This is a genomic window from Peteryoungia rhizophila, from assembly GCF_004912145.1.
Taxonomy (GTDB): Bacteria; Pseudomonadota; Alphaproteobacteria; order Rhizobiales; family Rhizobiaceae; genus Allorhizobium; species Allorhizobium rhizophilum.
In genome coordinates, this window is the sequence record NZ_STGT01000007.1 from 67,224 (window position 1) to 93,314 (window position 26,091).

Sequence of the window (26,091 nt, forward strand, 5' to 3'; positions counted from 1 at the left end):
TTTCCGTTCGTAGTGGTTTGCCTCAGTCGGCAAGCAGGATCAAGGCGGACGGATCGATCTTCATTCCGACGGTATCGCCGACGACCGGCGGCTTGATGCCGGGATCGTTGAAGGTGTCGAAGGAGAGCGTCTTGCCCTCGACGGCGATGCGGGTGCGGATGACGGAGCCCAGGAACTGGCTGGACGTGACCTGTCCCAGTACGGTCGCTTCGTCGGTGCCGGCCAGTGTGCCGGCTTCCGGACGCATGGCAAGCTGGATCGTCGCGCCATTGGTGGCGGGGATCGCCTCCTTGATGGCCAAAGTCTTTTCGCCGATCCGGACGATGCCGGCGCTCTGGTCGGTGACGACGGCGTCCAGTACGTTGAGCGTGCCGACGAAGGATGCAACGAAGCGGGTCGTGGGGCGGTTGTAGATCTCGAAGGGGGTGCCGATCTGGTCTGCCTTGCCGGCATTCATAACCACGATCCGGTCGGAGATCGACAGCGCCTCCTCCTGGTCATGGGTGACGAAGACGGTGGTAATGCCGAGCTTCTGCTGGATCTGCCGAATTTCTTCGCGCAGCGACACGCGGATCTTGGCGTCGAGCGCCGAGAGAGGTTCGTCGAGCAGCAGGACCTGCGGCTTGGGTGCCAATGCACGGGCGAGTGCGACGCGCTGCTGCTGGCCGCCCGAGAGCTGATAGGGGTAGCGCTCGGCGAGGTGATCGAGATGGATGAGCGCCAGCATTTCCTTGACGCGCTTCTCGATGTCGGCCTTGGGCTGGCCGGCGATCTTCAGGCCGAAGGCGACGTTGTCGAAGACGTTCATGTTGGGAAACAGCGCATAGGCCTGGAAGACCATGCCGATATTGCGCTGGTTCGGCTTGAGGTTTGTCTGGTCCTTGCCATCAACCACGATGGAGCCGGCCGACGGGGTCTCAAAACCGGCCACCATGCGCAGCACGGTGGTCTTGCCGCAGCCGGAGGGGCCGAGAAACGAGATGAACTCGCCCTTGTCGATCGCCATGTTGAAGTCGTGCACGACCTGGGTGGCGCCGAAGGATTTCTTGAGATGTGACAGTGTCAGAAAGGTCATAAAGAGAATTCCTCAGGCCTGGCGGGGGGCTGTTTTCTGGAGGCGGGAGACGAGCTGCATCAGGCCGAGGCATGCCCAGGTGATGCCGAAGGCGATCACGGCAAGGGCCGCCGGCTCATAGGCGCGGTTGGCGCCGAGCAGCTGCATGTAGGGACCGAAGGCCGGCTTGTTCAGAAGGGCGGCCATGGTGAATTCGCCCATGACGATGGCGAAGGTCACGAAGGCGCCCGACATGACGGCGACAGAGACGTTTGGCAGAATGATCCGACCGATGATTGTGGCCCAGCCGGCGCCGAGGCTCTGTGCGGCTTCCGTCAGCGTTGTCACGTCGATTGTTCTCAAGCCTGTGTCGACTGCGCGGTACATGTAGGGCAGTCCGAGTGTCGCGTAGCCGAACATCAGGAGCATGTTCGTCCCGGCCGATGAGCCCGTCAGCGGCAGCCAGCTCGAGGTGTTGTATAGGCGGATATAGCCGAACACGACGACAATGGCCGGGATGACGAGCGGCAGCAGGGTGATGAACTCGATGTAGGGGCGAAGACCCGGCATCTTGAGGCGCACCCAATAGGCCGTCGGCACGATCAGGAATACGCCGAAGATGATGGTCGTGAGCGCCATCGTGACGGAGTAGCTGAAGGTTTCCTGGAAACGCGGATCCGCCAGAACCTTGGCATAGGCGTCGAAGGAATACTCGCCGCGGCGCATTTTGAGCGAGAAGTTCGTCATGCCGATCAGCGGCAGGATGAAGTAGAGGAGACCGAATATCAGCGCGGCCCAAGCCCAGAAACGTTTCATTTCATCCACCTTTCGCTGCGGGCGCGCATCCAGATGTAGAGACCATTGGCAAGCCCGGTAACGACGATCATGCCGAAGGCGAGCGCGTAGCCCAGATGGGGATCGCCGAGCACGTCGCCGCGGATCTGGGCGAAGAGCAGGATCGGGACGATATTCAGCGAAGAGCCGGTCAGTGCGATCGCGGTTGCGACAGCGCCGAACGCATTTGCGAAGAGCAGGGCTATGGTGCCGAGAATCGACGGCAGCAGGATCGGGAAGGCGACGAGGCGCCAGTACTGCGTGTTGGTCGCGCCGAGGATCGAGGCTGCCTCACGCCATTCGCGCTTCAGTCCGTCGAGTGCCGGGGTGATGATCAACACCATCAGCGGGATCTGGAAGAAGAGATAGGTGATGGTCAGGCCCCAGAAGGACAGGAGGTTGAAACCGAGGAGACGCAGGTCGATGCCGATTTGCGTCTTCAGGAATACCGTCAGCATGCCGACCGGGCCGAGGGTGGCGAGAAAGGCGAAGGCGAGGGGAACGCCGGCAAAGTTGGACGCGACACCGGAAAAGGTGAGAAGCGGTCCGCGGATCCATTGCGGCAAGCCGCCGAGAACCACCGCTGCTGCGACGCCAAAGCCGATAAGGCAGCCGAGAATGGCGGAGGCCAGGCTGATCTTGATGGAGATCCAGTAGGCCGCCATGATGGATGGCGTGAAGAGCCCGGCGATATTGGCCAGCGTGAAGGAGCCATCCGGACGCTGAAAGGCGCCGATGACGATCTTCATCGTGGGCATGAACAGGAAGAGAACCACGAAGGCGGCAAAGGGCAGGACCCCAAGCCAGTGAAGCGGTAGTTTCATTCGTGGCCGCACCTGCAGGCCAGGGCTCACATTTTCGGTCGACATTCCGTCTGCCCCTCTGTCCGTGTCGGCACGGATCTTCTTAAAATGAAGGGGCCGCCCCGACCTTGTAAAAGACCGGGGCGGCTCCTCGAGATCAGGTCTTACTGAACGTTGGCGCCGACGACGCTGTCCCAGCCAGCCGTGACGGCGGCCTTGTTGGCGTCGACTTCTTCCAGCGTCGGGAAGTATGCCTTTTCATAGGATTCAGCCGGCGGCAGAGCGTCGAGCAGATCCTGAGGAACCTTGCCTGCCTTGACCATGGCGTTGAAGCGGGCCGGGTGGCAATAGCCCTTCAGCCAGCCGAGCTGACCTTCGTCGGAATAGAGGTATTCCATCCACAGCTTGGCAGCGTTCGGGTGCGGCGCGTAAGCTGAGATGCCCTGAACGTAGACGCCGGCGAGAACGCCCGATGTCGGAACCACGACTTCGACCGGCGGGTTACCGGCGAGTGTGTCCTTGGCGGCCAGCGCGTTGTAGTCCCACATGACGACGATCGGGGTTGCGCCCTGTGCCAGCGTACCGGACTTGCCGATAACCGGAACGAAGTTGCCCGCCTTGTTCAGTTCGCCGAAGTACTTGAGACCGGCGTCGCCGGCATCCTTGCCAGCGGCAGCGCCGCTTGCCATGCCCGCGGCGAGAACGCCGAGGATGGCCTGGTTGGAGGCGCGCGGGTCACCTGCGAGAGCGACCTGACCGGCATATTCCGGCTTCAGCAGGTCCGACCAGTCGGCCGGCGTGTTGGTCACGAGGTCCTTGTTCACCAGGAGCGACATGACGCCGTAATAGTCGCCGTACCAGTAGCCTTCGGCGTCCTTGACGTTGTCCGGGATCTCGTCCCAGGTCGAGACCTTGTAAGGCTGCAGCAGGCCTTCGGCCTTCATCTGCGGGCCGAAAGCGAGGCCGACGTCGACGACGTCAGGGGCCTGCGGACCCTTGTTGTCCTTGTTCGCCTTGATGGCTTCGACTTCGTCAGCCGAACCAGCGTCGGGGTTCAGTTCGTTGACGGTGATTTCCGGATACTTCTTCTTGAAGCCGTCAATCACGGCGCCGTAGCCGCACCAGTCGTGGGGCAGGGCGATGGTGGTCAGCATGCCTTCTTTCTTGGCAGCTTCGATCAGCTCGGCGCTCGGCTCGGCATAGGCGACGGCGGAGCTTGCCATGACGAGGGCGGTCGTCATCGACAGGATCTTGCGAAGATTGTTCACTGTAGTTCTCCTCTGAGGTTGGCAGCGATGCGGTTGACTTAGGTGCGCTGTGTTATCGTTATATGACGGTTGACGGGTTCAGCTGTCTTTGTCCTGCGCTGTTGGTTCCGTCTCCGGTATCGGGTCCTCCATGTCGACAGTTGCTCCTCAGCGGGGCTTTCTGAACAGGCGCGCCTGTTCAAACAGCCCTTCGAGGGTATTCATGCGTTCGCGGGTCTCGTCCCAGGACGAGCTTTGAACGGCTTCGATCAAGGCTTCCACGACGAACAGCGTCACGACGGAACTGTCCCATGCCGACGGTGCCTCGATATGAAGCTTGAAACAGTGACGGGCATGCTGTGCCACCGGCGACATCCACTGGTCCGTGAAGACGATGATCTGCACGCCGTTTGCACGCGCGACCTCGGCCAGAGTGGTAAGATCGGCCTCGTAGCGCCTGATGTCGAAGATCACGAGAACGTCGCCATCCTGCATGTTCAGGACGTGCTGGGGCCAGGAACTGGCATTCGATGACATCAGGGTCGTCCGTGGGCGGATGACCTGCATATGGGTGAAGAAGTACTCGGCCAGCGCGCCGGTGATGCGTCCGCCGACGAAATAGACACTGCGATGGCGATCACCGAGCAGACGGGCGGCTTCATCGAAGGTCGCCGTGCGGAGTTCCCCCAAAGAGGTTCGCAGATTGGCCATGACCGCTTCGGCAAAGCGGTTGAGAATATGGCGGTTTGGCGCATTGGCGGCCCAGCGGTCGTGCTTGGCGATCGGGTTGGAGATCGTCGCCTCGAGCTCCTGGTGGAGATGTGCCTGGAATTCCGGATAGCCCTTGTAGCCCAGCTTCTGAACCATGCGAGCGACGGTCGGCGTCGAGACCCGGGCGTTTTCGGCAACGGTTGTGATGCTGCCCAGTCCTGAGACAGGGTAGTTCTGAAGCAGGCTCTCGGCCAGCTGTCGTTCGGCACGCGTCAGCCCATCGAAATGGGCATGGATCACGTCCGACACCGTGGTCGACGCATTCATCAAGGACCGATGGACTCCCCTCAAGCCGGTCTAGCGCCAGCTTTTTCAGGATTAAGCCTCGCTGTCACAATTGAGTCAACTGGCCTTTGAAGAGAATTTTTCAGAAGCGGATTGACAGACGCTTGGCTGTGAAGAATTCTCTTCGGAAAGAAAAGGGCCAAGAGGCTCGGGGGAATTTGCAGCATGCTGTTGAGGTCGGGGATCCTGACATCGTCGGACGGTGACGCGGTGGCATTGGAGAATGCGACGGCGGGCAGCGGGATCGTACTTGTCTGCGAGCACGCATCACGCTTGCTGCCTGCCTCTGCAGGTGACCTTGGACTGTCGCCTGAGGCCTTGTCGAGCCACATCGCCTGGGATCCGGGCGCTCTTGCCATTGCCCGCAGCCTTTCAGAGAAGCTCGATGGGGTGCTCCTGCATCAGCGCTTCTCGCGGTTGATCTATGATTGCAATCGTCCGCCAGAGTCGCCAGCAGCGATGCCGGAAAAGAGCGAGGTCTACGAGATCCCCGGCAATCGCGAGCTGAGCCCTGCCGAGCGCTATGCCCGAACGGCGGCGCTCTACATTCCCTTTCACGACCGTGTCTCGGATGAGATCTCGCGTCTTCAAGGTGAGGGGCAGAGGCCGGTCATCGTGACCATTCATACGTTCACGCCGGTCTATTTCGGCAATCCACGGGAGGTCGAGATCGGTATCCTCCACGATGCCGACAGCCGCCTGGCCGATGCCATGCTGGATGCCGCCGCAGACAGTCCTTTCCGTGTCGAGCGAAATTCCCCTTACGGCCCTGAGGACGGCGTCACGCACACGCTTCGCCTGCACGCACTTCCGCAGGGTTTCGCCAATGTCATGATCGAGGTTCGCAACGACCTCGTTCGCGATGATGCTGAGGTGGAGGTCGTCTCCTCCCATCTCGCGGACTTGATTTCAGAAGCGCTCAAAAGGGTCGCATAAATATTTTCAGCCGCTGGGCAAACCAACATAAAAGAGGGAACGGATGCCGGCATACGAGATCATGAGACGAGGACCGCGGATGTGGTCCGGGGCGGCGGTGGCCTGATGCCGCAAGCCCTGCAGACCTATGTGCGCGTCGTCGACGCCTTTAATCGCCGCGTCGGCCGGATCGTGATGTATGGCGTCTTCATCATGATGGGCATCCTGCTCTATTCGTCCATCTCCAAGACCATGTTCCTGCCCGCGAGCTGGACGCTCGAAATGGCGCAATTCGTCATGGCGGGATACTACCTGCTGGGTGGCGCCTATTCGCTACAGCTCGACAGCCATGTGCGCATGGACCTGCTCTACGGTCGCTGGTCGCCGAAGACCAAGGCGATGATCGACGTGATCACAATCATGATGCTGTTCGTGTATCTGTTCTTCCTGCTCTGGGGTGGGGTGTCGAGCACGACCTATGCGCTGGAATACGGTGAAACCAGCTACTCCTCCTGGTCGCCCTACATGGCTCCGGTCAAGATCGTCATGGTGATCGGCATCCTGCTTACCTTCTTGCAGGCGACCTCGATCTTCATCAAGGACCTTGCCATTGCCATGGGGAGGCCGCTTGCATGACTGAGTTCCTCAGCTACGAAATGATCGCGCTCCTGATGTTCTCGTCGATGATGATGTCGATGCTGACCGGACAGCGCGTGTTTGCGACCATCGGTTTCGTCGGCGTCGTGGCTGCTGCCGTGCTCTGGGGTAATGGCGGCTTCGAAATGGGCTTCTCGGCCGGCATGAAGCTGATGAAGTGGTATCCGCTGCTGACGCTGCCCCTGTTTATCTACATGGGCTACATGCTGTCGGAATCCGGCATCGCGGAAGATCTCTACAAGGCTTTCCATGTCTGGTTCGGCGGCATGCCGGGCGGTCTGGCCGTCGGCACGATCGGCTTGATGGTGGTGATCTCGGCGATGAACGGTCTCTCCGTTGCCGGCATGGCGATCGGTGCCTCGATCGCGCTTCCGGAGCTTCTGCGCCGCGGCTACGACAAGATCATGGTGTCGGGCGTCATCCAGGCCGGCAGCTCGCTCGGCATTCTGGTCCCACCGAGCGTGGTGCTCGTGCTCTACGGCATGATAGCGCGACAGCCGGTCAGCCAGCTCTGGCTCGCAGGCGTGTTTCCAGGGCTTCTGCTCGCGGCGTTGTTCTGCATCTACATCATCATCCGCTGCCGTATCAATCCGGCGCTGGGTCCAGCCCTTCCGAAGGAAGAGCGTGACATGCCGATGGTCGAAAAGCTGAAGCTGCTGCAGGCGGGAATCCTGCCCTTCCTTATCTTCTTCCTGATGATGGGGCTGTTCCTGATGGGCATCACCAGCCTCGTCGAGAGCTCTGCCGTCGGGGCGCTCAGCGCGCTTTTTGCTGCCTGGTACAAGGGGCGTCTGACCAAGGCCGTGTGGAACCGGGTGCTGGAACAGACGCTCGGCATCTCCTGCATGTTCATGTGGATCATCCTTGCGGCTCTCTGCTTCGGTGCCGTCTTCGATGGGCTGGGTGCCGTCAGGGCAATCGAGACCCTGCTGGTCAACGACATCGGTCTGACCCCCTGGCAGATCCTGATCATGATGCAGCTGTCGTTCCTGGTGATGGGCGCCTTCCTTGACGATACGGCCATGCTTGTGATCGTCGCACCGCTCTACATCCCGCTCGTGGGAAAGCTCGATCTCGGGGTCGACAATGCCTTGATCTGGTACGGCGTCCTCTACACCATGACCTGCCAGATCGCCTACATGACCCCACCCTTCGGCTATAACCTGTTCCTGATGCGGGCCATGGCGCCGCCCGAGATCAGGCTGATCGACATCTATCGATCCGTGGTTCCGTTCGTCTTTATCATGATGCTCGGCATGGTGATCATCATGATCTTCCCGCAGATCGCGACATGGCTGCCGAGCCAGATCTACGTGAGAGGTTAGCGTTCGAATGACAAGAGGCCCGGCAAACGGGCCCGGCACCAGGACTACCCGCCGGACCTCAGGTCCTGCGGGCTTCAAGAGAACCAGAGAACAGAGGGAAACAACATGACCAACAGCAGACGTTCATTCCTGAAGACGGCCGCCATGGCGACACCCGCCGTTCTGGCAGCACCTTATGTCAAAGCCCAGAATGCCAAGATCACCTGGCGCCTGCAGACCTATGCGGGTGCTGCTCTTGCCGAGTTCGTCATTCGCCCAGCGGTCGACGCCTTCAACAAGGCCGCCAATGGCGAGATGGAAATCCAGCTCTTCACGGCCGACCAGCTGGTTCCGACCGGCGAACTCTTCCGCGCCATGCAGGCAGGCACCATCGACGCCGTCCAGTCGGACGACGACTCGATGAACTCGCCTGTTGATATCAAGGTGTTCGGTGGCTACTTCCCGTTCGCCTCGCGCTACAGCCTCGACGTGCCGACGCTGTTTTACGAATATGGTCTCGCCGAGATCTGGGACGAAGCCTATACGGAAGTCGGCGTGAAGTGGCTGTCGGCCGGCGCCTGGGACCCGTGCAACTTCGCGACCAACAAGCCGATCACCAAGCTCGACGATCTGAAGGGTCTGCGCGTCTTCACCTTCCCGACGGCGGGCCAGTTCCTGTCGCAGTTCGGTGTCGTACCGGTCACCATCCCGTTCGAAGACGTGCCGGTTGCCATGCAGACGGGTGAAATCGACGCGATCGCCTGGTCGGGGATCACGGAAGTCTTCACCTCCGGCTGGGTTGATGTCACCAAGTACTTCCTGACCAACAACGTCTCCGGCGGCTGGGCTGGCTCCTTCTTTGCCAATGCCGACCGCTGGAATGAGGTCCCGCCGCACCTGCAGACGCTGTGGCAGATGTGCATGGATTCGTCCCACTATAAGCGCCTGCACTGGTACTGGGGCGGCGAAGCCCGTTTGCGTGCCGAAGGCGGTCGTCTCGAGCTCACCAGCATCCCGGATGCCGAATGGAAGACCGTCGAAGATGCGGCGCATGTCTTCTGGGAAGAGGTCGCCAAGCAGACGCCACGTACCGGCAAGGTCGTCGAGATCCTGAAGAAGTACAATGCCGACATGGAAAAGGCCGGCAAGCCCTACCGTTACGGCTGATCACACGACACGGCGATCCGGCTCAAGCCGGGTCGCCTTCATATAACAAGACGGCATGAGCCAATCGCTGCCCTGGGAACACCGAGATGAGCACGTACACATTCGAAGAGTTGAAAAAAGACGTCGCAGAAGGGCGCATCGACACGGTTCTGGCGTGTCAGGTGGACATGCAGGGCCGTTTGATGGGCAAGCGCTTCCAGGCCGAGTTCTTCGTTGAAAGCGCCTGGAAGGAAACCCATAGCTGCAACTATCTGCTTGCCACCGACATGGAGATGGAAACCGTCTCCGGCTACAAGGCGACCAGCTGGGAGAAAGGCTACGGCGACTATACGATGAAGCCGGATCTTTCGACGCTGCGTCGGATCCCCTGGCTCGAAGGCACGGCGCTGGTTCTCTGCGACATGCTCGACCACGCCACCCATGCCGAAGTGCCGCATTCGCCGCGCGCCATCCTGAAGAAGCAGGTCGCCCGGCTTGAGGCCATGGGCATGAAGGCCTTTATGGCGACCGAACTCGAATTCTTCCTCTTTGACCAGACCTATGACGAGGCGCGGCTTTCCGGCTATCGCGACCTGAAAATGGTTTCTGGCTATAACGAGGACTACCACATCTTCCAGACGACCAAGGAAGAGGACGTGATGCGGGCGATCCGCAAGGGGCTGCAGGGCGCCGGCATCCCGGTCGAAAATTCCAAGGGTGAGGCTTCTGCCGGCCAGGAAGAAATCAATGTCCGCTATGCCGACGTGCTCACGATGGCCGACCGGCATGTGATCATCAAGAACGGCTGCAAGGAGATTGCCTGGTCGAAGGGCAAGGCCATCACCTTCCTCGCCAAGTGGCACTACAATGCCGCAGGCTCTTCGTCGCATATCCACCAGTCGCTGTGGTCCGCCGATGGCAAGACGCCGCTGTTCTTTGACAAGGATGGCGAATATGGCATGTCGGAGCTGATGCGGCACTATATGGCCGGGCTCCTCGCCCATGCCAGCGATTTCACCTATTTCCTGGCGCCCTACATCAACTCCTACAAGCGCTTCGTTGCCGGCACCTTCGCGCCGACCAAGGCAATCTGGTCGAAGGACAACCGCACCGCCGGCTACCGCTTGTGCGGCGAGGCGAGCAAGGGCATCCGCGTGGAATGCCGCGTCGGTGGCTCCGATCTCAATCCCTATCTTGCCATGGCAGCCCTGCTGGCCGCCGGCATTGACGGGATCGAGAAGAAGATGGCGCTGGAGCCAGAATTCTCAGGTGATGCCTATGGTGCAAAAGAGGCTCGCGAAATCCCGAGGACGCTGCGGGCGGCTGCGGAAACGCTTCGCGGGTCGCAGATGCTGCGCGCCGCTTTTGGCGATGACGTCGTCGATCACTATGTGCGTGCCGCCGAGTGGGAGCAGGAAGAATACGACCGCCGGATCACCGACTGGGAGGTCGCGCGCGGGTTCGAGCGGGCGTGACCAAAGGCGGCCTTGAGCCCGCCACGATCCCCGGCGTATGGGTGGAAACAAGGACAGCCGCTGCGGCCGCTGTCATCTCGTTCTAGAACAACAGGAAGATGATCATGACGATGATCCAATGCATTTCGCCGATCGATGGATCGGTTTACGCCGAACGCCCTGCCATGTCGCTGGAAGCGGCGACCGAGGCCGTCGGTCGTGCCCGTAAGGCGCAGAAGGCCTGGGCGCGCCGGCCGCTCGAAGAGCGTGTGCAGCTCGTGCTGAAGGGCGTTGCCCGGCTGAACGAGATGTCGGATGAGGTTGTGCCGGAACTGGCGCATATGATGGGTCGGCCGATCCGCTATGGCGGCGAATACAAGGGCTTCAACGAGCGGTCCAATTATGTCGCGGCCATCGCCGCTGATGCGCTTGCGCCGCTGGTCGTGGAAGCCAGCAACAATTTCGAGCGCCGCATCGAGCGTGAGCCGCATGGTGTCGTCTTCGTCATCGCGCCGTGGAACTATCCCTACATGACCGCGATCAACACGATCGCCCCGGCGCTGATGGCCGGCAACACCGTCGTCATCAAGCATGCGACCCAGACACTGCTGGTCGGCGAGCGCATGGTGCGCGCCTTTGTCGAGGCCGGCGTGCCGGATGATGTCTTCGTCAACCTCTTCCTCGATCACCAGACGACATCTGCGCTGATCGCTGCTGGGAACTTTAACTTCATCAACTTCACCGGTTCGGTCGAAGGTGGGCGTTCGATCGAGCGGGCCGCTGCCGGCACGTTTGCCGGTCTCGGTCTTGAGCTGGGCGGCAAGGACCCGGGTTACGTCATGGAGGACGCCGACCTGGAGGCCGCCGTCGATACGCTGATGGATGGCGCGACCTATAATTCCGGCCAATGCTGCTGCGGCATCGAGCGCATCTATGTGCATGAAAACCTCTACGACGCCTTCGTCGAGAAGTCCGTCGCGTGGGTGTCGAATTACAAGCTCGGCAATCCGCTCGATCCGGAAACGACACTCGGGCCGATGGCCAACAAGCGTTTCGCCAAGGTGGTGCGCGAGCAGATCGCCGATGCCGTGTCGAAGGGTGCCAAAGCGCTGGTCGATCCCAAGCTCTTCCCGGCTGACGATGGCGGCGCCTATATCATGCCGCAGGTGCTCACAAACGTCGATCACTCCATGGCCTTCATGAAGGATGAGACCTTTGGTCCGGCCGTCGGCATCATGAAGGTGAAGAGCGATGAAGAGGCGCTCGGGCTGATGAACGACAGCCCCTACGGCCTCACCGCCTCGCTCTGGACGCAGGATCCTGAGCGCGCCGCGCGTATTGGCCGTGACATCGAGACCGGCACGGTCTTCATGAACCGCGCCGACTATCTCGACCCCGCACTCTGCTGGACCGGCGTCAAGGAAACCGGCAAGGGCGGGTCGCTTTCCGTGCTCGGTTTCCAAAATCTCACCCGTCCGAAATCCTACCACCTGAAGAAAGTCACGAAATGAATATCGTCGCCAACTGGAGCTATCCCACCGCCATCAAGATGGGACGTGGCCGGATCAAGGAACTGGCGGACGCCTGCAAATCGCTCGGCATGAAAAAGCCGCTGTTGATCACCGACCGGGGCCTCGCGCCCATGGCGATCACGCAGACGGCGCTCGAGGTGCTGGAAGAGGCCGGTCTCGGCCGTGCGCTCTTCGCCGATGTCGATCCGAACCCGAACGAGAAGAACCTGGAAGCCGGCATCAAGGCTTACAAGGATGGCGGTCACGACGGCGTCGTCGCCTTCGGCGGCGGCTCGGGTCTCGATCTCGGCAAGTGCGTGGCGTTCATGGCCGGCCAGACCCGGCCGGTCTGGGACTTCGAGGATATCGGCGACTGGTGGACGCGGGCGAATTCCGATGCGATCGCGCCGATCGTCGCCGTGCCGACCACGGCGGGTACCGGTTCGGAGGTCGGCCGCGCCTCTGTTATCACCAACTCCGAAACCCATGTGAAGAAGATCATCTTCCATCCGAAATTCCTGCCCGGCGTCGTCATCTGCGATCCGGAACTGACCGTCGGCATGCCGAAGATGATTACGGCCGGCACCGGCATGGACGCCTTCGCCCATTGCCTGGAAGCCTATTCCTCGCCCTTCTATCATCCGATGAGCCAAGGCATTGCGCTCGAAGGCATGCGGCTGGTCAAGGAATTCCTGCCGCGCGCCTACAAGGACGGCACCGACATTGAGGCCCGCACGAACATGATGTCGGCTGCCGCCATGGGCGCAACCGCCTTCCAGAAGGGGCTGGGCGCCATTCATGCGCTGTCGCACCCGATCGGTGCCGTTTACAACACGCATCACGGCATGACGAATGCGGTGGTGATGCCGCCGGTGCTGAAGTTCAACCGCCATGTGATCGAAGACCGTATCGAGCGGGCGGCGGCCTATCTCGGCATCGCCGACGGTTTCGACGGCTTCTATGATTATGTTCTGGCACTGCGGGCTGAACTCAATGTCCCGGCCAACCTGACGGCCATGGGCATCGCAAACGACCGGATCGACGAACTCTCCGCCATGGCGATCGAAGATCCGAGCGCCGGCGGCAATCCGGTGAAGATGACGCTCGAGAACACCAAGCAGCTCTTCGCCGACTGCTTTTGAGTGAAGCGCGCTACCATTCGGGACCCTGCCATGACCAGGCGGGGTCCCGCTTCGTTGCGCGCTGTTTTCAGTCCTTCGTTTTGGATCAGGAGCATCTTGATGTTTCGTCGATCCTTGTCCGTCGCCTTGGCCGGCTTCGTCGGAAGTGTCCTCGTACTCTTAGCCGACCCGGCGGCGGCGGAGAGCTTTTCGAGCCTCGTGAAGAAAGGCTATGCCGTCGGCAAGATGAGCCAGGGTAAATCCGGCGCCCTGGGCTGGGTACTCTCAGGGAGGGACGGCAAGCAATTCTGCAGGGCGAAAGTGAGCCTTGCCGTCGTCGATAAGAAGACGCTGGTCAGCATTCTCGCAAGCGGTCGCATGGTGAAGATCGACCGTGCCACCTTTGAGGCTGGTATCGGCGGTCCAGATCCGTCCATCCCCTTGTTGGCCGACTTAAAGGCGGGCCGAGTCGAACCACGACATGTCGGGTCCTGCACGCAGCAACGCGGCTGACCCAGGCATTATCTCGCGCATTCCTATCTGCGAATATGCTAGGTTTTTCCGTCTCTTCTCCCCAATATGGGGGAGGTGTGGCGGTTGCGCGTTTCCAATTTGTTAACCATGTTTGGGCCATGGTGACTGCATGTGGCGCCGATGACGCAGGTTGCCCTAGAGCGATGAGCCGCTCGGATCAGACCTCCCAAGGATCAAGCATGCCAGTCATTTCTTTTGCCAATGCCAAGGGCGGTGCCGGCAAGACCACCGCAGCCCTTCTTCTTGCTACCGAACTGGCCCATCAGGGATATCGCGTCGCCATCCTTGATGCCGATCCGCAGCGCTGGATTACCCAGTGGTACGAGATTTCGGGCCCGCAGCGGAATATCGAGGTCGTTTCCGAAGTGTCTATCGCTTCCGTCCAGGGGCATATTCGCGAACTTTCCCGCACAAACGACTATATCGTTATGGATCTCGCCGGGGCGCGTGATGCCATGGTGACGACGGCCATTGGCCTGTCGGACCACGTGATGATCCCGGTTCAGGGCTGTGCCATGGATGCCAAAGGTGGGGCGCAGATCCTCGACCTGATCAGGTTGATGGAAGAGGCCGGCAATATGGTCATCCCGCATTCGGTCGTCCTCACCCGTGTCACCTCCATGGTGACGACGCGCGCACTCCTGACCATCAAGGGCCTGCTCGCCGCGCGCGGCGTCAACGTCATCAACACGCCGATTGCCGAGCGCAGCGCCTATCGCGAAATCTTCGACTGTGGCGGCACGCTGTATTCGATGAATGCGGCGAAGATCAGCAATCTCGACAAGGCCCAGGATAATGCGAAGTCCTTCGCCTCGGAAGTGATGCGCCTGCTGCCGGTAAAGGTCATCCGCTCCAGCGAGCCGCGCCGCCTCTTCCGGCTGGTGCGTTCAGCCGCCTGAGCAGTCTCTCTCGCAGCCTTCAAACAAAGAGACCGCCGGTGCTGCCGGCGGTCTCTTTGTTTTCACATGCTGAGTAGATCGCGGCGCGGACGCGCCTTCGTACTAAGCCTCACTCGACAAATTCCACCGTCACGCCGGCCTTGACCATCTTGGCAAGTTCAGTCGCGTCCCAGTTGGTCAGGCGAATGCAGCCATGGCTCTGGGTTCGACCGATCTTCGACGGTTCCGGGGTGCCGTGAATGCCGTAGGTGGGCTTCGAGAGGGCGAGCCAGACGGTGCCGACCGGGCCGTTGGGACCCGGCGGGATCTGCAGGACCTTCGTGTTGTTGCCCTGCTGGAAGTTGACCTTCGGATTGTAGGTATAGCCCGGATCGAGCGCGATGCGCTCGATGGTGACAGTGCCAGACGGCGACGGCGTGTCGGCAGAGCCGATGCTGGCCGGGTAGGCGGCGACGAGGCTGCCGTCCTCGCCATAGGCGAAGACCTGTTTCAGTCCCTTGTTGGCGACGATCCGGGCGACATTGCCCTTCTTGACCGGACCCGGCTCGACCACCTTGATGATCGTCCCGGGGATCGAGAAATCGACGCCGGGATTGAGTTCGCGCAAATAGGCCTCGTCCATGTGGAAACGCTCGGCCAGCATTTCGACTGTCGAGGTGTAGGACAAGGCCGGCAGCTGTGCCTTGTGGGCGTAGTCGTCAGGGATCGAGGCGACGAAGGGTCCAGCAGCATCGCCTGCCGTAATCGTGTAGCTCTTGATCGCGAGGCCACCGGAGAGGCGCAGGCGCTCCAGGATGTCATCGGCGTTGTTCGGGTCGAGTGTTTCGCCCGTCATCTCTTCCCAAGCGACGATCGCCTTGTTGACGTTTTGACCCATCTTGCCATCGATGACGCCCGGTGAGATGCCTTCACGGTCGAGGAAAACCTGTAGGGCAGTGATCTCCAAGCGCGAGAGGTTGCTCTTCACCGGGATCTCCGGTGTCACGATGCGGGCAGGGGCGTTGTCTGCCGGCAGTGGCAGATCAGGGCCGCCATAGGGCATGTCCTGCGGCATCTGGTCGAGTGGGATCTGGTCACCCGGCATCGCATCGGGGATCGAGGCGGTCGTCACGTCGTCGTCCCAGCCGCGCGGTGCTTGCTGAGGATCCTGATAGGGTTCGTACACGCCCGGCAATCCACGATTGCCATCGCGGTTCTGCGGCGGGTAGTAGCTCTCGGCCGGAATTTCGGTCGCAACGAGGTTCCCCATCCGATCGATGAGAACGGTGCGGCCCATGCGGTCACGACTGATCACGACTTCGCCAACTTCCGGCACATAGTCGAGAATCTCACCTTCCGGCGAGATCAGCAACGTGTGCGAATTGCGATCGTCATAGACGGATTGCGCCCATGCGGGGCTCGCCAATGCAAGCGGTGCGGCGGTCAAAACCGCCAGTATAAGGCCAGAATTTCTGAAATCGAACACGATGCGGTTTCCTCGTCTGAATCGGCGACAAACGCGAGAAATTTGACACTAATGTGGAAAAGGTGAATTCATAATGAAAATTGGGTTAACTCGCTGTGGGGGCGGACGAGAAGAACCGGCGTCGATGCCAGGTTGCATCACCGGTTCGAGGGGGAAGAATGCAAGAACGACTGAGGATGGAGGCGTTCATGCCGTTCAGGCTGCTGCGTGTGGCCGAGAGCGTCGATAGTGGCTTCACGCAGTTCTGTGGACCGGAAGACGAGTTGTCGTGGTCGGAGTGGCAAGTTCTCTGGTCGCTCGGGGAGCGCAGTCCCACAACGGCAAAGGCGATCTCCGGACATGCCGGCCTTTCCAAGACCAAGATCAGCCGGGCCGTGAAGGTTCTGGAAGACAAGGGTTATCTGGTGCGCCGGAAGGACCGGTCGGATCGTCGATTCGAGCTGTTGTCGCTCACATCGAATGGCCAGCAGCGGTTCGAACGACTGGCCAGAGAGGCGGGGGCCTTTCAGCGTTGGCTTGAGCGCAGCGTGAACATCGCCTATCTGTCCTCGCTCGACAGTGGACTCGTCGGGCTCGAGGATCTCATCTCCATCGGTCACCTCCGAGCCCCGCAGCGGCAGGCCGAGGAACCTCTTGCATGATCATGTTTTCCGGTCCCAAGGGACCGCGTCTATCTCTCGACGAAGGTTCGGTGTTCGATATCGGGTCTTGTGTGGTTGATGGCATCGATCTCGCTCCCGGGCGGGCCATCCCCGATGACGGCGATCCGCGCATCGACCATTCACTCGAAGGTTTCCTTTTCACCTGCGGGCCGGACCATATTCGCCACCGCGAGCCGATTGCCGGGACTGACGCTTTTTACCCGTTGCATGGTTCCTTCTCCGCCAATCCGGCCCATTCGATCGACTTGACGGTCGAAGGAGATGATCTCGTGGCACGGGCGGTCGTCGATGTGGATCTCTCTGCAGGGGGCAGGGCGCAGCTGCGACGGCAGTGGCGCCTCAAGGGTGAGAGCGGCGAGGTGCAGCTCGCCGACACGGTGGTCAATGTCGGCGATACTGCCTTTCCGACCTTCCTCATGTATCACATGAACCTCGGGGCGAAGCACTTCGATGCCGATACGCGCCTGGAAGGCGCCATGCTCGAAAGTGGCGGGCTTGCCTGGGCCTTCGGCGAAGGTGATGGCGACATTTTCTGCGTTCCGGCCGGGCATGGTGGCTGGGCGGAGTTGAGGCTTGGCCCGATGGCGGCGATTGGCGGAAAGCAGCTCAAAGTGCGTTTCCGGACGGATACGCTGCCGCATCTGCAGGTCTGGCGAAACCAGAAGGCGCCGGCCCACGTGCTCGGGATCGAACCTGTTTCGCATCGCTGGGTCGGTCGTGCCGAGCTGGAGGCCGGCGGCGAATTCGACATTTTGCAGCCGGGCGAAAGCCGCGACTATGGGCTCGCGTTTTCCTTCGTCTGAATGTGAACGGCGAGGCCGCCGCGATTGACGCTCACGGATGCCCGTCGTAGATGTTTGGCCCACGGAAATGACGAGGAGCCCCGATGAACATCCGCCAGATCAACGAGGAATATTCGGTCAGCGGCCAGATCACGGTCGACGAGGTCGACGAGATCAAGGCACTCGGCTTCAAGTCGATCGTCTGCCATCGCCCCGATGGCGAGGAATTCGGCCAACCAGAATTCGCAGCCGTCGCCAAGCGGGCGGAAGAACTCGGCCTCAAGATCAAGCACGTGCCGGTCGGCCCCATGGGCGTGACCCCGGACGCCGTTGCCGACATGGTCGATGCGCTGGAAGAGTTCGAGCGGCCGATTTTCGGCTATTGCCGCTCGGGTGCGCGCTCGACTGCCACCTACGAACACGCCCAACGTCAGCGCGGCTGACCACCCATTTCATTCCCCAATGGCCGGACCTTCGCGTCCGGCCCGTCTGTTTTCTAAACCAGCCTCAAGCAGGAGTATTCCCATGAGCATCAAGCGTATCGAGCCCGGCAAGCGCATGAGCGGCGCCGTCGTCCACGGCAACACCGTCTACCTGGCCGGCCAGGTCGGCGAAGGTTCGACCGTTGCTGAGCAGTCGAAGTCTGCGCTCGCCGAAGTCGACCGCCTGCTGGCCGCTGCCGGTTCGGACAAGTCGAAGATCCTGCAGACGATAATCTATCTCTCCGACATGTCGACCTTCGCCGAAATGAACGCCGTCTGGGAAGGCTGGATCGATCCGGCCAACCCGCCAGCCCGCGCCACCAGCGGCGCGCCGCTCGCGACGCCTGACTATCTCGTCGAGTTCATCGTCACGGCTGCCATCTGAATTTTCAGGGCAACGTCTAGAATGCGAAAAGGCCGGGATCGCTCCCGGCCTTTTCTCGTTTCTGTTCAAGGGGCTGTCACGCGTTGTTGCGAATTTGAGTCAAGGTGCGCGTCGGCGTTATGGCTTCCGGGTCGAGCTTGATCTCGATGATCGCAGGCTTGCCACTCGCGCGTGCCCGCAGGAAGGCGGGGGCGAAATCTTCCGTCTTCTCCACCGTTTCACCATGACCGCCATAGGCGTTGGCCAGAGCTGCGAAATCGGGGTTCGTCAGATCGGTGGCGCTGACGCGGCCCGGATATTCGCGCTCCTGATGCATGCGGATGGTGCCATAGATGCCGTTATTGATCACGAGCGTGATGATCGGCAGGTTGTGGCGGATTGCAGTCGCGAATTCCTGGCCGTGCATCATGAAGCAGCCGTCACCGGCAAAGCAGACGACCTCACGCTGCGGGAACAACTGTTTGGCGGCGACTGCTGCTGGCAGGCCATAGCCCATCGAGCCGGAGGTCGGGGCGGCCTGGGTGTTGAAGGTCTGGAAGCGGTGGAAGCGGTGCAGCCAGGTGGCATAGTTGCCGGCACCGTTGGTGAAGATCGCATCCTTCGGCGTATTGGCTTCGATCCATTCCATGATCTCGCCCATCTGGACCGGGCCGGGGCTCGACTTTGGCGGGGTCGACCAGGCGAGGTATGCGGTGTGCATGGCCTCTGTGCGCTCGGCCCATACAGGGGCGGCGGGTGCCTCCAGAGAGGCGAGTGCTGCGACGAATTCCTCAGGTGCTGCACAGATCGCGAGGTCGGCGCGGTAGACGCGGCCAAGCTCGGACGGGTCGGGATGGATATGGACGAGCTTTTGCGCCGGGTAGGGGATGTCCATCAGCGTGTAGGAGGAGGACGGCATTTCGGAGAAGCGGCCGCCGAGCAGGATCAACAGATCCGCTTCCTTCACTTCCTTTGCCAGCGCCGGATTGATGCCGATGCCGACATCGCCAGCGTAAGACGGATGCAGGTGGTCGAAGAGCATCTGGCGGCGGAACGAGCAGCCGACCGGCAGCTTGAATTTTTCGGCGAAGGCCTGAATGCCGGCGACCGAGGTCTCGCTCCAGCGGGTGCCGCCGAGAACGACCATCGGGCGCTTGGCGGTCGTCAGCAGTTCGCCGAGGGCGGCGATCTGGCTTGGGCCGGGATGGGCCTCTACGGGCGTATAGGGTTTCGCTACCGGAGCATCGACTTCGTCGAGCAGCATGTCCTCGGGCAGGGTCAGCACGACGGGGCCGGGGCGGCCTGACGTTGCGACCGCAAAGGCGCGGGTGACGAATTCCGGGATGCGGCGGGCGTCGTCGATCTCGCCGACCCATTTGGCGAATTCGGTGAAGGCGCGGCGGTATTCGACTTCCTGGAAGGCCTCGCGCTCCTTCATGTCGCGACCGATCTGGCCGATGAAGAGGATCATCGGAATCGAATCCTGCTTGGCGACATGCAGGCCGGCAGAGGCGTTAGTGGCTCCGGGACCACGCGTTACCATGCAGATGCCGGGCTTGCCGGTGAGGCGGCCCCAGGCATCGGCCATCATCGCGGCGCCGCCTTCCTGGCGGCAGACCAGCGTCTCGATGCCGCTGTCCTTGAGTGCGTCGAGCACAGCCAGATAGCTTTCGCCGGGAACGCAGGAGACGCGTTCGACGCCGTTGGCCTTCAAGGCTTCGACGATCAGGGCTCCGCCGGTTCTCTTCATTGGGTCTTCCTTTCCAGCTCGGCCAGTTCGGCCAGAATTTCGTCTGCGTGCTCGCCGATGCGCGGGCTCGGGCGCTCGTAGCGCAGGGGTGTTTCGGATAGCACGATCGGCGTGCGCACGCTTGGGATGACCGTGCCCTTGTCGTCGGTGAGGTCGATCTTCATGCTACGTGCCTCGACTTGAGGATCGGCGAACATTTCCTCGATCGAGTTGATCGGTCCGGCCGGCACGGCATTGGCCTCACAGGCGGACAGCAGATCGCGTTTCGACCACTTTGCCGTTTCTGCCGTGACGATGCGGCGGACCTCGACTTTGTTGGCGACACGGGCCTTGTTGGTGGCGAAGCGTTCGTCTTCGGCAACGGTCGGAATACCGAGGATGGTGCAGAGACGCCTGAACTGGCCGTCATTGCCGACCGCGAGGATCAGGTGGCCATCGGCGGTAGGTACGACCTCGTAAGGGCTGATGTTGGGATGGGCGTTGCCGAGACGGGTCGGAGGCTTGCCTGAGATCAGGTAGTTCATGTTCTGGTTGGCAAGCACCGCCGACATCACGTCGAGCAGCGCCATGTCGATGAACTGGCCCTGGCCTGATTTCATGACGTGGATCAGCGCGGCCTGAATGGCGGTCACGGCATAGATGCCGGTGAAGATGTCGGCGATGGCGACACCAGCCTTCATCGGCTCGCCGCCCGTCTCGCCGGTGATCGACATGAAGCCGGACATGCCCTGGACGATGTAGTCGTAGCCGGCGAAATCGGCATAGGGGCCGTTCTGGCCGAAACCGGTGATCGAGCAGTAGACCAGCTTCGGGTTGATCGCCTTCAGGCTCTCGTAGTCGAGGCCGTATTTCTCAAGGCCGCCGCGCTTGAAGTTCTCGATGACGACATCGGCCGATACGCAGAGACGGCGGACGGTTTCCTGGCCCTCGGCCGTCTTCAGGTCGACGGCGATCGAGCGTTTGTTGCGGTTGGTCGAATGGTAATAGGCGGCCGAGAGGTTCTCACCATCGGCCCCCTCGACGAAGGGTGGACCCCAGGCGCGGGTGTCGTCGCCGCCTTCGGGATTTTCCACCTTGATTACGTCGGCGCCCAGATCGCCCAGCATCTGGCCTGCCCAGGGACCGGCGAGAACCCGGGCAAGCTCGATCACGCGGATGCCGGCGAGCGGGGGCGGGGCAGAGGGTTTGGCGGTCATGCGCGATCCTGTGACCTGTCGTCAGGCCCGCGATTATTGCCCTTGCGGACCGCTTGCCATGACAAGAACTACTGTCGAGCGAGCTATAGCGCCCACTTTCACCGGCTGCACCTGATATTCTCTCATGGCATCATTCCGTTTCGGCAAGAGATCCACGTGTCAGGCGCCGAGATTGCCGAGCCATGTCAGGAAATCTCCGACGGCCTTTTCGCGGCCGATCTCGTTCAGCGTCTCATGGCGCATGCCCTCATAGACGATCGTCTCGACATCGGTCATGCCGGCATCCAGCATGTGCTGACCGAGCCAGTGGATCCCGCGGCCCATGTTGGTCGCGGGATCCTCGGCGCCACCGACGAGATAGACCGGCAGCCTCTGCGGTAGGCGGGCGAGGCGTTCCGAATCAACTCCGGCAAAGGTGAGGCGGAAAATGTCGCGCCACATCGAAACGCTGGCATCGAAGCCGCAGAGTGGATCGGCGATATAGGCGTCCACTTCTTTCGGATCATGTGACAGCCAGTCGAAGGCGGTGCGATGGCCGGGAATGGCGCGGCCCCAGGCGGCGAAGGTCGCCTTCGGCAGAATCAGGGATGGGACGTCGGATCCCTTGAGCATCTGTTCAATGGAGAGCACGCCCTGGGCGAAGCGGCCTGCGAGGCCGGGATTGAAGTTGGAGTTCCAGATCGACAGTGCCGCAAAGGACTGCGGATGTTCGGTCGCGACATTTAACGCAATCAGGCCGCCCATGGAGTGCCCGAAAAGGATAACCGGCAGCCCGGGATGGGTGCTGGTCGCGAGGTCTCGCATTGCGACGACATCGGCGATGACCTTGGAATACCCGTCCTTGCGCGCAAATAGGCCAAGGGCTGCATCGGCCGCGGTGGTCTCGCCATGGCCGCGATGATCATGGGCGTAGACGTGATAGCCGTGCACGGCCAGCGCTTCTGCAAATGCCCGGTAGCGGCGGGAATGTTCGGCAAGACCATGACAGACGATCACGATGCCGCGTGGGGCTGCCTCAGCTGGATGGTGGTGATAGGCGAGGCGGGCGCCAGTCGGCGATTGGTGAAAATGCAGATCCAGAAACATTCGGTTCTCCCAGAGGCGCGATACAAACGGATTCACGGCCGGTGCGCAATGGCCTGAATATCCTGTTTTTATGCGGTCAAAATAACCCTGCGTTAAATGATGCTCATCAAAGTGCACTCATTGCGAGTGCGCGTTTGACGAGTGTTTGATTTGGGAAATATTGGAAAGATAGAGCGGCAAGCTGGCAAGCCGAGGGCGGAGCCTTTCAGTCATCTGCTTTTTTATGCCGCTATCGCATTGCTTGTCGCAGGCATGGTCATTTTTCTAGACCTTTCCGACGGACATCTGCTCATGCTCGACGTCGATGATCGGCTGCGTGCCTTGCAGATCCGTCTGCTCGCTTCCGGGCAGGTGGGCTGGTTCGATCTATCCATTCCTGCAGTCCGACTGCCGGAGGTCTATGTCTCGCCTTGGTCGAGGCTCGTCGATCTTCCCTATGTCAGTATCAGCGGGATGCTTGCGCCTTTCGTGGGAGATTCTCTGGCATTGCGCATCGCGTTCTCAGTCTGGCCGTTGGCCATGTTGGTGGCGTTCGCGATGCTCGTCGCAGTTTTTGTGCAGCGGTCGATGAGGGAGACTGGTTGGAAGCCGCTGCGCACCGCCCTCGTGGTGTGCCTGGTGGCGCTGGTGATGGCCCCGGCGTTTCGTGATTTTTCCCCCGGTCGGATCGACCATCACAATTGGCAACTGATCGCCATGGTTTGCCTCATGACCGGCCTACAGCGATATGACCGGATGGGTGGGCTTATCATCGGGCTGAGTTCCGCCGTGTCCCTGCTGGTCGGTCTTGAATGCCTGCCATTCGTCGTCGTCGCATATGGCGCGCTCGTGCTTTCCTGGCTCGCGAAGATGCCTCGGGCAGAGGTGGTCATGGGTTCTGCCGGCGGGAGCATCGCTGCCGCATCCGTCTTGCTCGGTATCATCTTTGTTGGGCCAGTCGGTCTGGCGACCGCCGCCTGTGACAGCTTCTCGGCGCCCTTTGCGCTCGCCGCATTCGGCTTTGGCCTTGCTCTCATGGCTCTCGGCTGGTGGGGCGCTGTGCATTCCGTGTTTCGACGTATGCTGCTTCTTGCCATTGCTGCCGTGGCTGTTTTGACCGTGGTCGTCCCGCTCTATCCGGAGTGTCTCCGCGGCCCGTATGCCATGATCGAGCCAGTGGTGAGGGCCAGCTGGCTTGACCGCATTCCTCAGGAGCACGGGCTCGTGTTTCAGGTGTTGAACGGATCGACCAGCCTTCTGCCGCTTTTCTTAGTCCTTTCCCTCATCGCCGTCTGGGCTTTGGCGGCCACATGGAAACGAAGACATGAGGAACGTGGACAGGTTCTGGCTTTTGCCATCGGCGTGGTCGCGCTCGTCGCGGCAGTGGTACAGTTGCGCTATGCGCGTTTCTCTATCTCGCTGATGCCGCTCTTCTTGCCGGTTGTTCTCGTCGCGCTCCTGAGCGGACGTCTTAGACCTGCATGGCCGATCCTATCCGCATCGTCGGCATTGATAGTCGTCGGGATCGTTTTTGCTGCGGTCGGCCTCAACAGAAACCCCGCGCGTTTCGAATTGATCGACACCATGGCAGACCCTTGCGAGCATGCGGATTTCTCGGCTTTGGAGACACTCGCGCCGGGGCGTGTGCTTGCACCTCATGGCCTGGGTTTGCCTCTGCTGGAGGCCGGGAAAGGCCAGCTTGAAGTGGCGGCCATTCCGTTTCATCGCGCCGCGCCGGGTCTCTCAACCGTCTTCGCAGCGTTCCTGTCCGGCGACCCTGCTGTGCGCCGCCTGGCTGTGCAGAATTTCGACTACGTCGCGATCTGCGCCTTACCGGCCGGTCACGCGCTCCCGGGCGGAGAAATGTATGCGGCGCTCATCAATGGGAATGGCTGGCCGGGCCTGGTGGAGTGGTCACCGGACTCGCTATCGCCGCTGCGGATCTTCCGCATCGATCAGGCACACTTTCGGTAGCTTGCCCAGATTTCCGTGCCGAAATTGCGCCGAATGCCGTGTCCCTGCATTGCTCCATCGCCGCAATTCGCCTACATAGCGGCAAATTCCCATTCCCGCCGGAGCAAGACCCCATGGCACGCCAGTTCATCTATCACATGTCGGGACTGAACAAGTCTTACGGCGCCAAGAAGATCCTCGAGAACGTCAACCTGTCCTTCTACCCGGACGCCAAGATCGGTATTCTCGGCCCGAACGGCGCCGGCAAGTCGACCGTGCTGCGCATCATCGCCGGCCAGGACAAGGAATTCACCGGTGAAGCCTGGCTCGCCGAGGGCGCCACCGTCGGTTACCTAGAGCAGGAACCGCACCTCGACGAGACCAAGACCGCCTTCGAAAACGTCATGGAAGGCGTGGCCGACAAGCAGGCCGTGCTCGACCGTTACAACGAACTGATGATGAACTATTCCGACGAGACGGCGGAAGAGGGCGCCAAGCTCCAGGACGTCATCGACAGCCAGAACCTCTGGGATCTGGAACAGCAGGTCGAGATGGCGATGGAAGCCCTGCGCTGCCCGCCGAAGGATGCCGATGTCTCGCTTCTGTCCGGTGGTGAGCGTCGCCGCATCGCGCTGTGCCGTCTGCTGCTCTCGCAGCCCGACCTGCTGCTTCTCGACGAACCGACCAACCACCTTGACGCCGAGACGATCGCCTGGCTGGAAAAGCACCTGCGTGACTATCCCGGCGCTGTGATGATGATCACCCACGATCGCTACTTCCTCGACAACGTGACCGGCTGGATCCTCGAGCTCGACCGTGGCCGCGGCATTCCCTATGAAGGCAACTATTCTGCCTATCTCTTGGCCAAGGCCAAGCGCATGCAGCAGGAAAATCGTGAAGAAGCCGGCCGCCAGAAGGCCCTGTCGCGCGAACAGGAATGGATCGCCTCCAGCCCCAAGGCCCGTCAGGCCAAGTCGAAGGCCCGTATCAAGGCATATGAACAGCTGGTGGATGCAGCCGAAGGCATCCGGCCCGGCGATGCGCAGATCATCATCCCGGTTTCGGAACGTCTCGGCCAGGTGGTCATTGAGCTTGATGGAATCAACAAGGGCTTTGAAGGCCGCACCCTGATCAACGATCTCTCGATCAAGCTGCCGCCGGGCGGCATCGTCGGCATTATCGGCCCGAACGGCGCCGGCAAATCGACCCTGTTCAAGATGATCACCGGCCAGGAAAAGCCAGATGCGGGTTCGATCCGCGTCGGCGAAACCGTGCAGCTTGGTTATGTCGACCAGAGCCGCGATGCGCTGGATGGCTCAAAGACCGTGTGGGAGGAAATCTCGGGCGGGGCTGAAATCATCAAGCTCGGCAAGTTCGACATGAACAGCAGAGCCTATTGCGGCGCCTTCAACTTCAAGGGCGGCGACCAGCAGCAGAAGGTCGGCAATCTCTCGGGTGGTCAGCGTAACCGCGTGCATCTCGCCAAGATGCTGAAGGCCGGCGGCAATGTGCTGCTGCTCGACGAACCGACCAACGACCTCGACACGGAAACACTCGGTGCGCTGGAAACGGCGCTCGAAAACTTTGCCGGCTGCGCCATCATCATCTCCCACGATCGCATGTTCCTCGACCGCCTGGCTACGCATATCCTCGCCTTCGAAGGCGACGGCCATGTCGAATGGTTCGAAGGCAACTTCGAAGACTACGAACAGGACAAGATCCGCCGTCTGGGCGCCGATGCGCTGAACCCGGGCAGCCAGTCATACAAGCGCCTGACGCGCTGACGTATTAAAGAGTGAGACAGTGAGGGGCCGGGCCGAAAGGTGCCGGCCCTTTT

The 26,091-nt window shown here is 61.2% G+C and carries 24 protein-coding genes; 15 read left to right on the top strand and 9 right to left on the bottom strand.

The window, feature by feature from the left end:
- Positions 1 to 22: 22 nt before the first annotated feature.
- The 5 genes from E9677_RS22880 to E9677_RS22900 all read right to left on the bottom strand — a co-directional run bounded on the left by E9677_RS22880 (position 23) and on the right by E9677_RS22900 (position 4,976).
- Positions 23 to 1,075, bottom strand: a complete 1,053-nt coding sequence (locus E9677_RS22880; RefSeq protein WP_136560373.1) for an ABC transporter ATP-binding protein — start codon at positions 1,073 to 1,075, stop codon at positions 23 to 25.
- Between the two features lie 12 nt (positions 1,076 to 1,087).
- A complete protein-coding gene (locus tag E9677_RS22885) occupies positions 1,088 to 1,870 on the bottom strand; it encodes an ABC transporter permease (protein ID WP_136560374.1) in 783 nt (260 codons plus the stop codon).
- Entirely contained in the window at positions 1,867 to 2,757 is an 891-nt protein-coding gene (locus tag E9677_RS22890; RefSeq protein WP_168801318.1) for an ABC transporter permease, read from the bottom strand. The genes E9677_RS22885 and E9677_RS22890 overlap by 4 nt, the downstream gene beginning before the upstream one ends.
- A gap of 98 nt (positions 2,758 to 2,855) precedes the next feature.
- A complete protein-coding gene (locus E9677_RS22895; protein WP_136560492.1) occupies positions 2,856 to 3,932 on the bottom strand; it encodes an ABC transporter substrate-binding protein in 1,077 nt (358 codons plus the stop codon).
- 174 nt (positions 3,933 to 4,106) lie between these two features.
- Positions 4,107 to 4,976, bottom strand: a complete 870-nt coding sequence (locus E9677_RS22900) for a MurR/RpiR family transcriptional regulator (protein WP_408014773.1) — start codon at positions 4,974 to 4,976, stop codon at positions 4,107 to 4,109.
- Between the two features lie 183 nt (positions 4,977 to 5,159).
- On the opposite strand from E9677_RS22900, the gene E9677_RS22905 reads away from it, so the two are divergent.
- The 9 genes from E9677_RS22905 (at position 5,160) to E9677_RS22945 (ending at position 14,535) form a co-directional block, all read left to right on the top strand.
- Positions 5,160 to 5,930, top strand: coding sequence for an N-formylglutamate amidohydrolase (locus tag E9677_RS22905; RefSeq protein ID WP_136560377.1), 771 nt, complete (start codon positions 5,160 to 5,162; stop codon positions 5,928 to 5,930).
- 105 nt (positions 5,931 to 6,035) lie between these two features.
- The gene (locus tag E9677_RS22910; RefSeq protein ID WP_136560378.1) at positions 6,036 to 6,545 is read left to right on the top strand and encodes a TRAP transporter small permease subunit; all 510 of its coding nucleotides are present in this window, start codon (positions 6,036 to 6,038) and stop codon (positions 6,543 to 6,545) included.
- Positions 6,542 to 7,891 carry a TRAP transporter large permease gene (locus E9677_RS22915; protein ID WP_136560379.1) on the top strand — a complete coding sequence of 450 codons (1,350 nt, stop codon included), beginning with the start codon at positions 6,542 to 6,544 and terminating at the stop codon, positions 7,889 to 7,891. Before E9677_RS22910 ends, E9677_RS22915 begins: the two co-directional genes overlap by 4 nt.
- Positions 7,892 to 7,996: 105 nt before the next feature.
- Entirely contained in the window at positions 7,997 to 9,037 is a 1,041-nt protein-coding gene (locus E9677_RS22920) for a TRAP transporter substrate-binding protein (protein WP_136560380.1), read from the top strand.
- 86 nt (positions 9,038 to 9,123) lie between these two features.
- Positions 9,124 to 10,491, top strand: coding sequence for a glutamine synthetase family protein (locus tag E9677_RS22925; RefSeq protein WP_136560381.1), 1,368 nt, complete (start codon positions 9,124 to 9,126; stop codon positions 10,489 to 10,491).
- 104 nt (positions 10,492 to 10,595) lie between these two features.
- Entirely contained in the window at positions 10,596 to 11,981 is a 1,386-nt protein-coding gene (locus tag E9677_RS22930; RefSeq protein ID WP_136560382.1) for an aldehyde dehydrogenase family protein, read from the top strand.
- Positions 11,978 to 13,123, top strand: coding sequence for an iron-containing alcohol dehydrogenase (locus tag E9677_RS22935; RefSeq protein ID WP_136560383.1), 1,146 nt, complete (start codon positions 11,978 to 11,980; stop codon positions 13,121 to 13,123). The genes E9677_RS22930 and E9677_RS22935 overlap by 4 nt, the downstream gene beginning before the upstream one ends.
- Positions 13,124 to 13,222: 99 nt before the next feature.
- Complete coding sequence (locus E9677_RS22940; protein ID WP_136560384.1) at positions 13,223 to 13,615, top strand: hypothetical protein; 393 nt, start codon at positions 13,223 to 13,225, stop codon at positions 13,613 to 13,615.
- Positions 13,616 to 13,815: 200 nt separating this feature from the next.
- Complete coding sequence (locus E9677_RS22945; protein ID WP_136560385.1) at positions 13,816 to 14,535, top strand: ParA family protein; 720 nt, start codon at positions 13,816 to 13,818, stop codon at positions 14,533 to 14,535.
- A 109-nt stretch (positions 14,536 to 14,644) separates the two neighbouring features.
- On the opposite strand, the gene E9677_RS22950 is transcribed toward E9677_RS22945, so the two are convergent.
- Complete coding sequence (locus E9677_RS22950) at positions 14,645 to 16,000, bottom strand: L,D-transpeptidase (RefSeq protein WP_136560386.1); 1,356 nt, start codon at positions 15,998 to 16,000, stop codon at positions 14,645 to 14,647.
- Between the two features lie 188 nt (positions 16,001 to 16,188).
- Here E9677_RS22950 and E9677_RS22955 point away from each other — a divergent pair, with 188 nt between their 5' ends.
- From E9677_RS22955 to E9677_RS22970, 4 genes are all read left to right on the top strand, one after another.
- Entirely contained in the window at positions 16,189 to 16,641 is a 453-nt protein-coding gene (locus E9677_RS22955; protein ID WP_235883083.1) for a MarR family winged helix-turn-helix transcriptional regulator, read from the top strand.
- Complete coding sequence (locus E9677_RS22960; protein ID WP_136560387.1) at positions 16,638 to 17,465, top strand: DUF4432 family protein; 828 nt, start codon at positions 16,638 to 16,640, stop codon at positions 17,463 to 17,465. The genes E9677_RS22955 and E9677_RS22960 overlap by 4 nt, the downstream gene beginning before the upstream one ends.
- 83 nt (positions 17,466 to 17,548) lie before the next feature.
- Complete coding sequence (locus E9677_RS22965) at positions 17,549 to 17,887, top strand: TIGR01244 family sulfur transferase (RefSeq protein ID WP_136560388.1); 339 nt, start codon at positions 17,549 to 17,551, stop codon at positions 17,885 to 17,887.
- An 82-nt stretch (positions 17,888 to 17,969) separates the two neighbouring features.
- Positions 17,970 to 18,311, top strand: coding sequence for a RidA family protein (locus tag E9677_RS22970; RefSeq protein WP_136560389.1), 342 nt, complete (start codon positions 17,970 to 17,972; stop codon positions 18,309 to 18,311).
- A gap of 76 nt (positions 18,312 to 18,387) precedes the next feature.
- Here the strand turns inward: E9677_RS22970 and E9677_RS22975 are convergent, their stop codons facing one another.
- From E9677_RS22975 to E9677_RS22985, 3 genes are all read right to left on the bottom strand, one after another.
- A complete protein-coding gene (locus tag E9677_RS22975; RefSeq protein WP_136560390.1) occupies positions 18,388 to 20,040 on the bottom strand; it encodes a thiamine pyrophosphate-binding protein in 1,653 nt (550 codons plus the stop codon).
- Positions 20,037 to 21,236, bottom strand: a complete 1,200-nt coding sequence (locus E9677_RS22980; RefSeq protein ID WP_136560391.1) for a CaiB/BaiF CoA transferase family protein — start codon at positions 21,234 to 21,236, stop codon at positions 20,037 to 20,039. The genes E9677_RS22975 and E9677_RS22980 overlap by 4 nt, the downstream gene beginning before the upstream one ends.
- A gap of 159 nt (positions 21,237 to 21,395) precedes the next feature.
- Entirely contained in the window at positions 21,396 to 22,322 is a 927-nt protein-coding gene (locus E9677_RS22985) for an alpha/beta hydrolase (RefSeq protein ID WP_136560392.1), read from the bottom strand.
- Between the two features lie 141 nt (positions 22,323 to 22,463).
- Here E9677_RS22985 and E9677_RS22990 point away from each other — a divergent pair, with 141 nt between their 5' ends.
- Together E9677_RS22990 and ettA are read left to right on the top strand one after the other, a co-directional pair.
- Positions 22,464 to 24,275: a hypothetical protein gene (locus E9677_RS22990; RefSeq protein ID WP_136560393.1), complete on the top strand. Its 1,812-nt coding sequence runs from the start codon at positions 22,464 to 22,466 to the stop codon at positions 24,273 to 24,275.
- Between the two features lie 113 nt (positions 24,276 to 24,388).
- The gene (ettA, locus tag E9677_RS22995; RefSeq protein WP_136560394.1) at positions 24,389 to 26,038 is read left to right on the top strand and encodes an energy-dependent translational throttle protein EttA; all 1,650 of its coding nucleotides are present in this window, start codon (positions 24,389 to 24,391) and stop codon (positions 26,036 to 26,038) included.
- Positions 26,039 to 26,091: the final 53 nt, after the last annotated feature.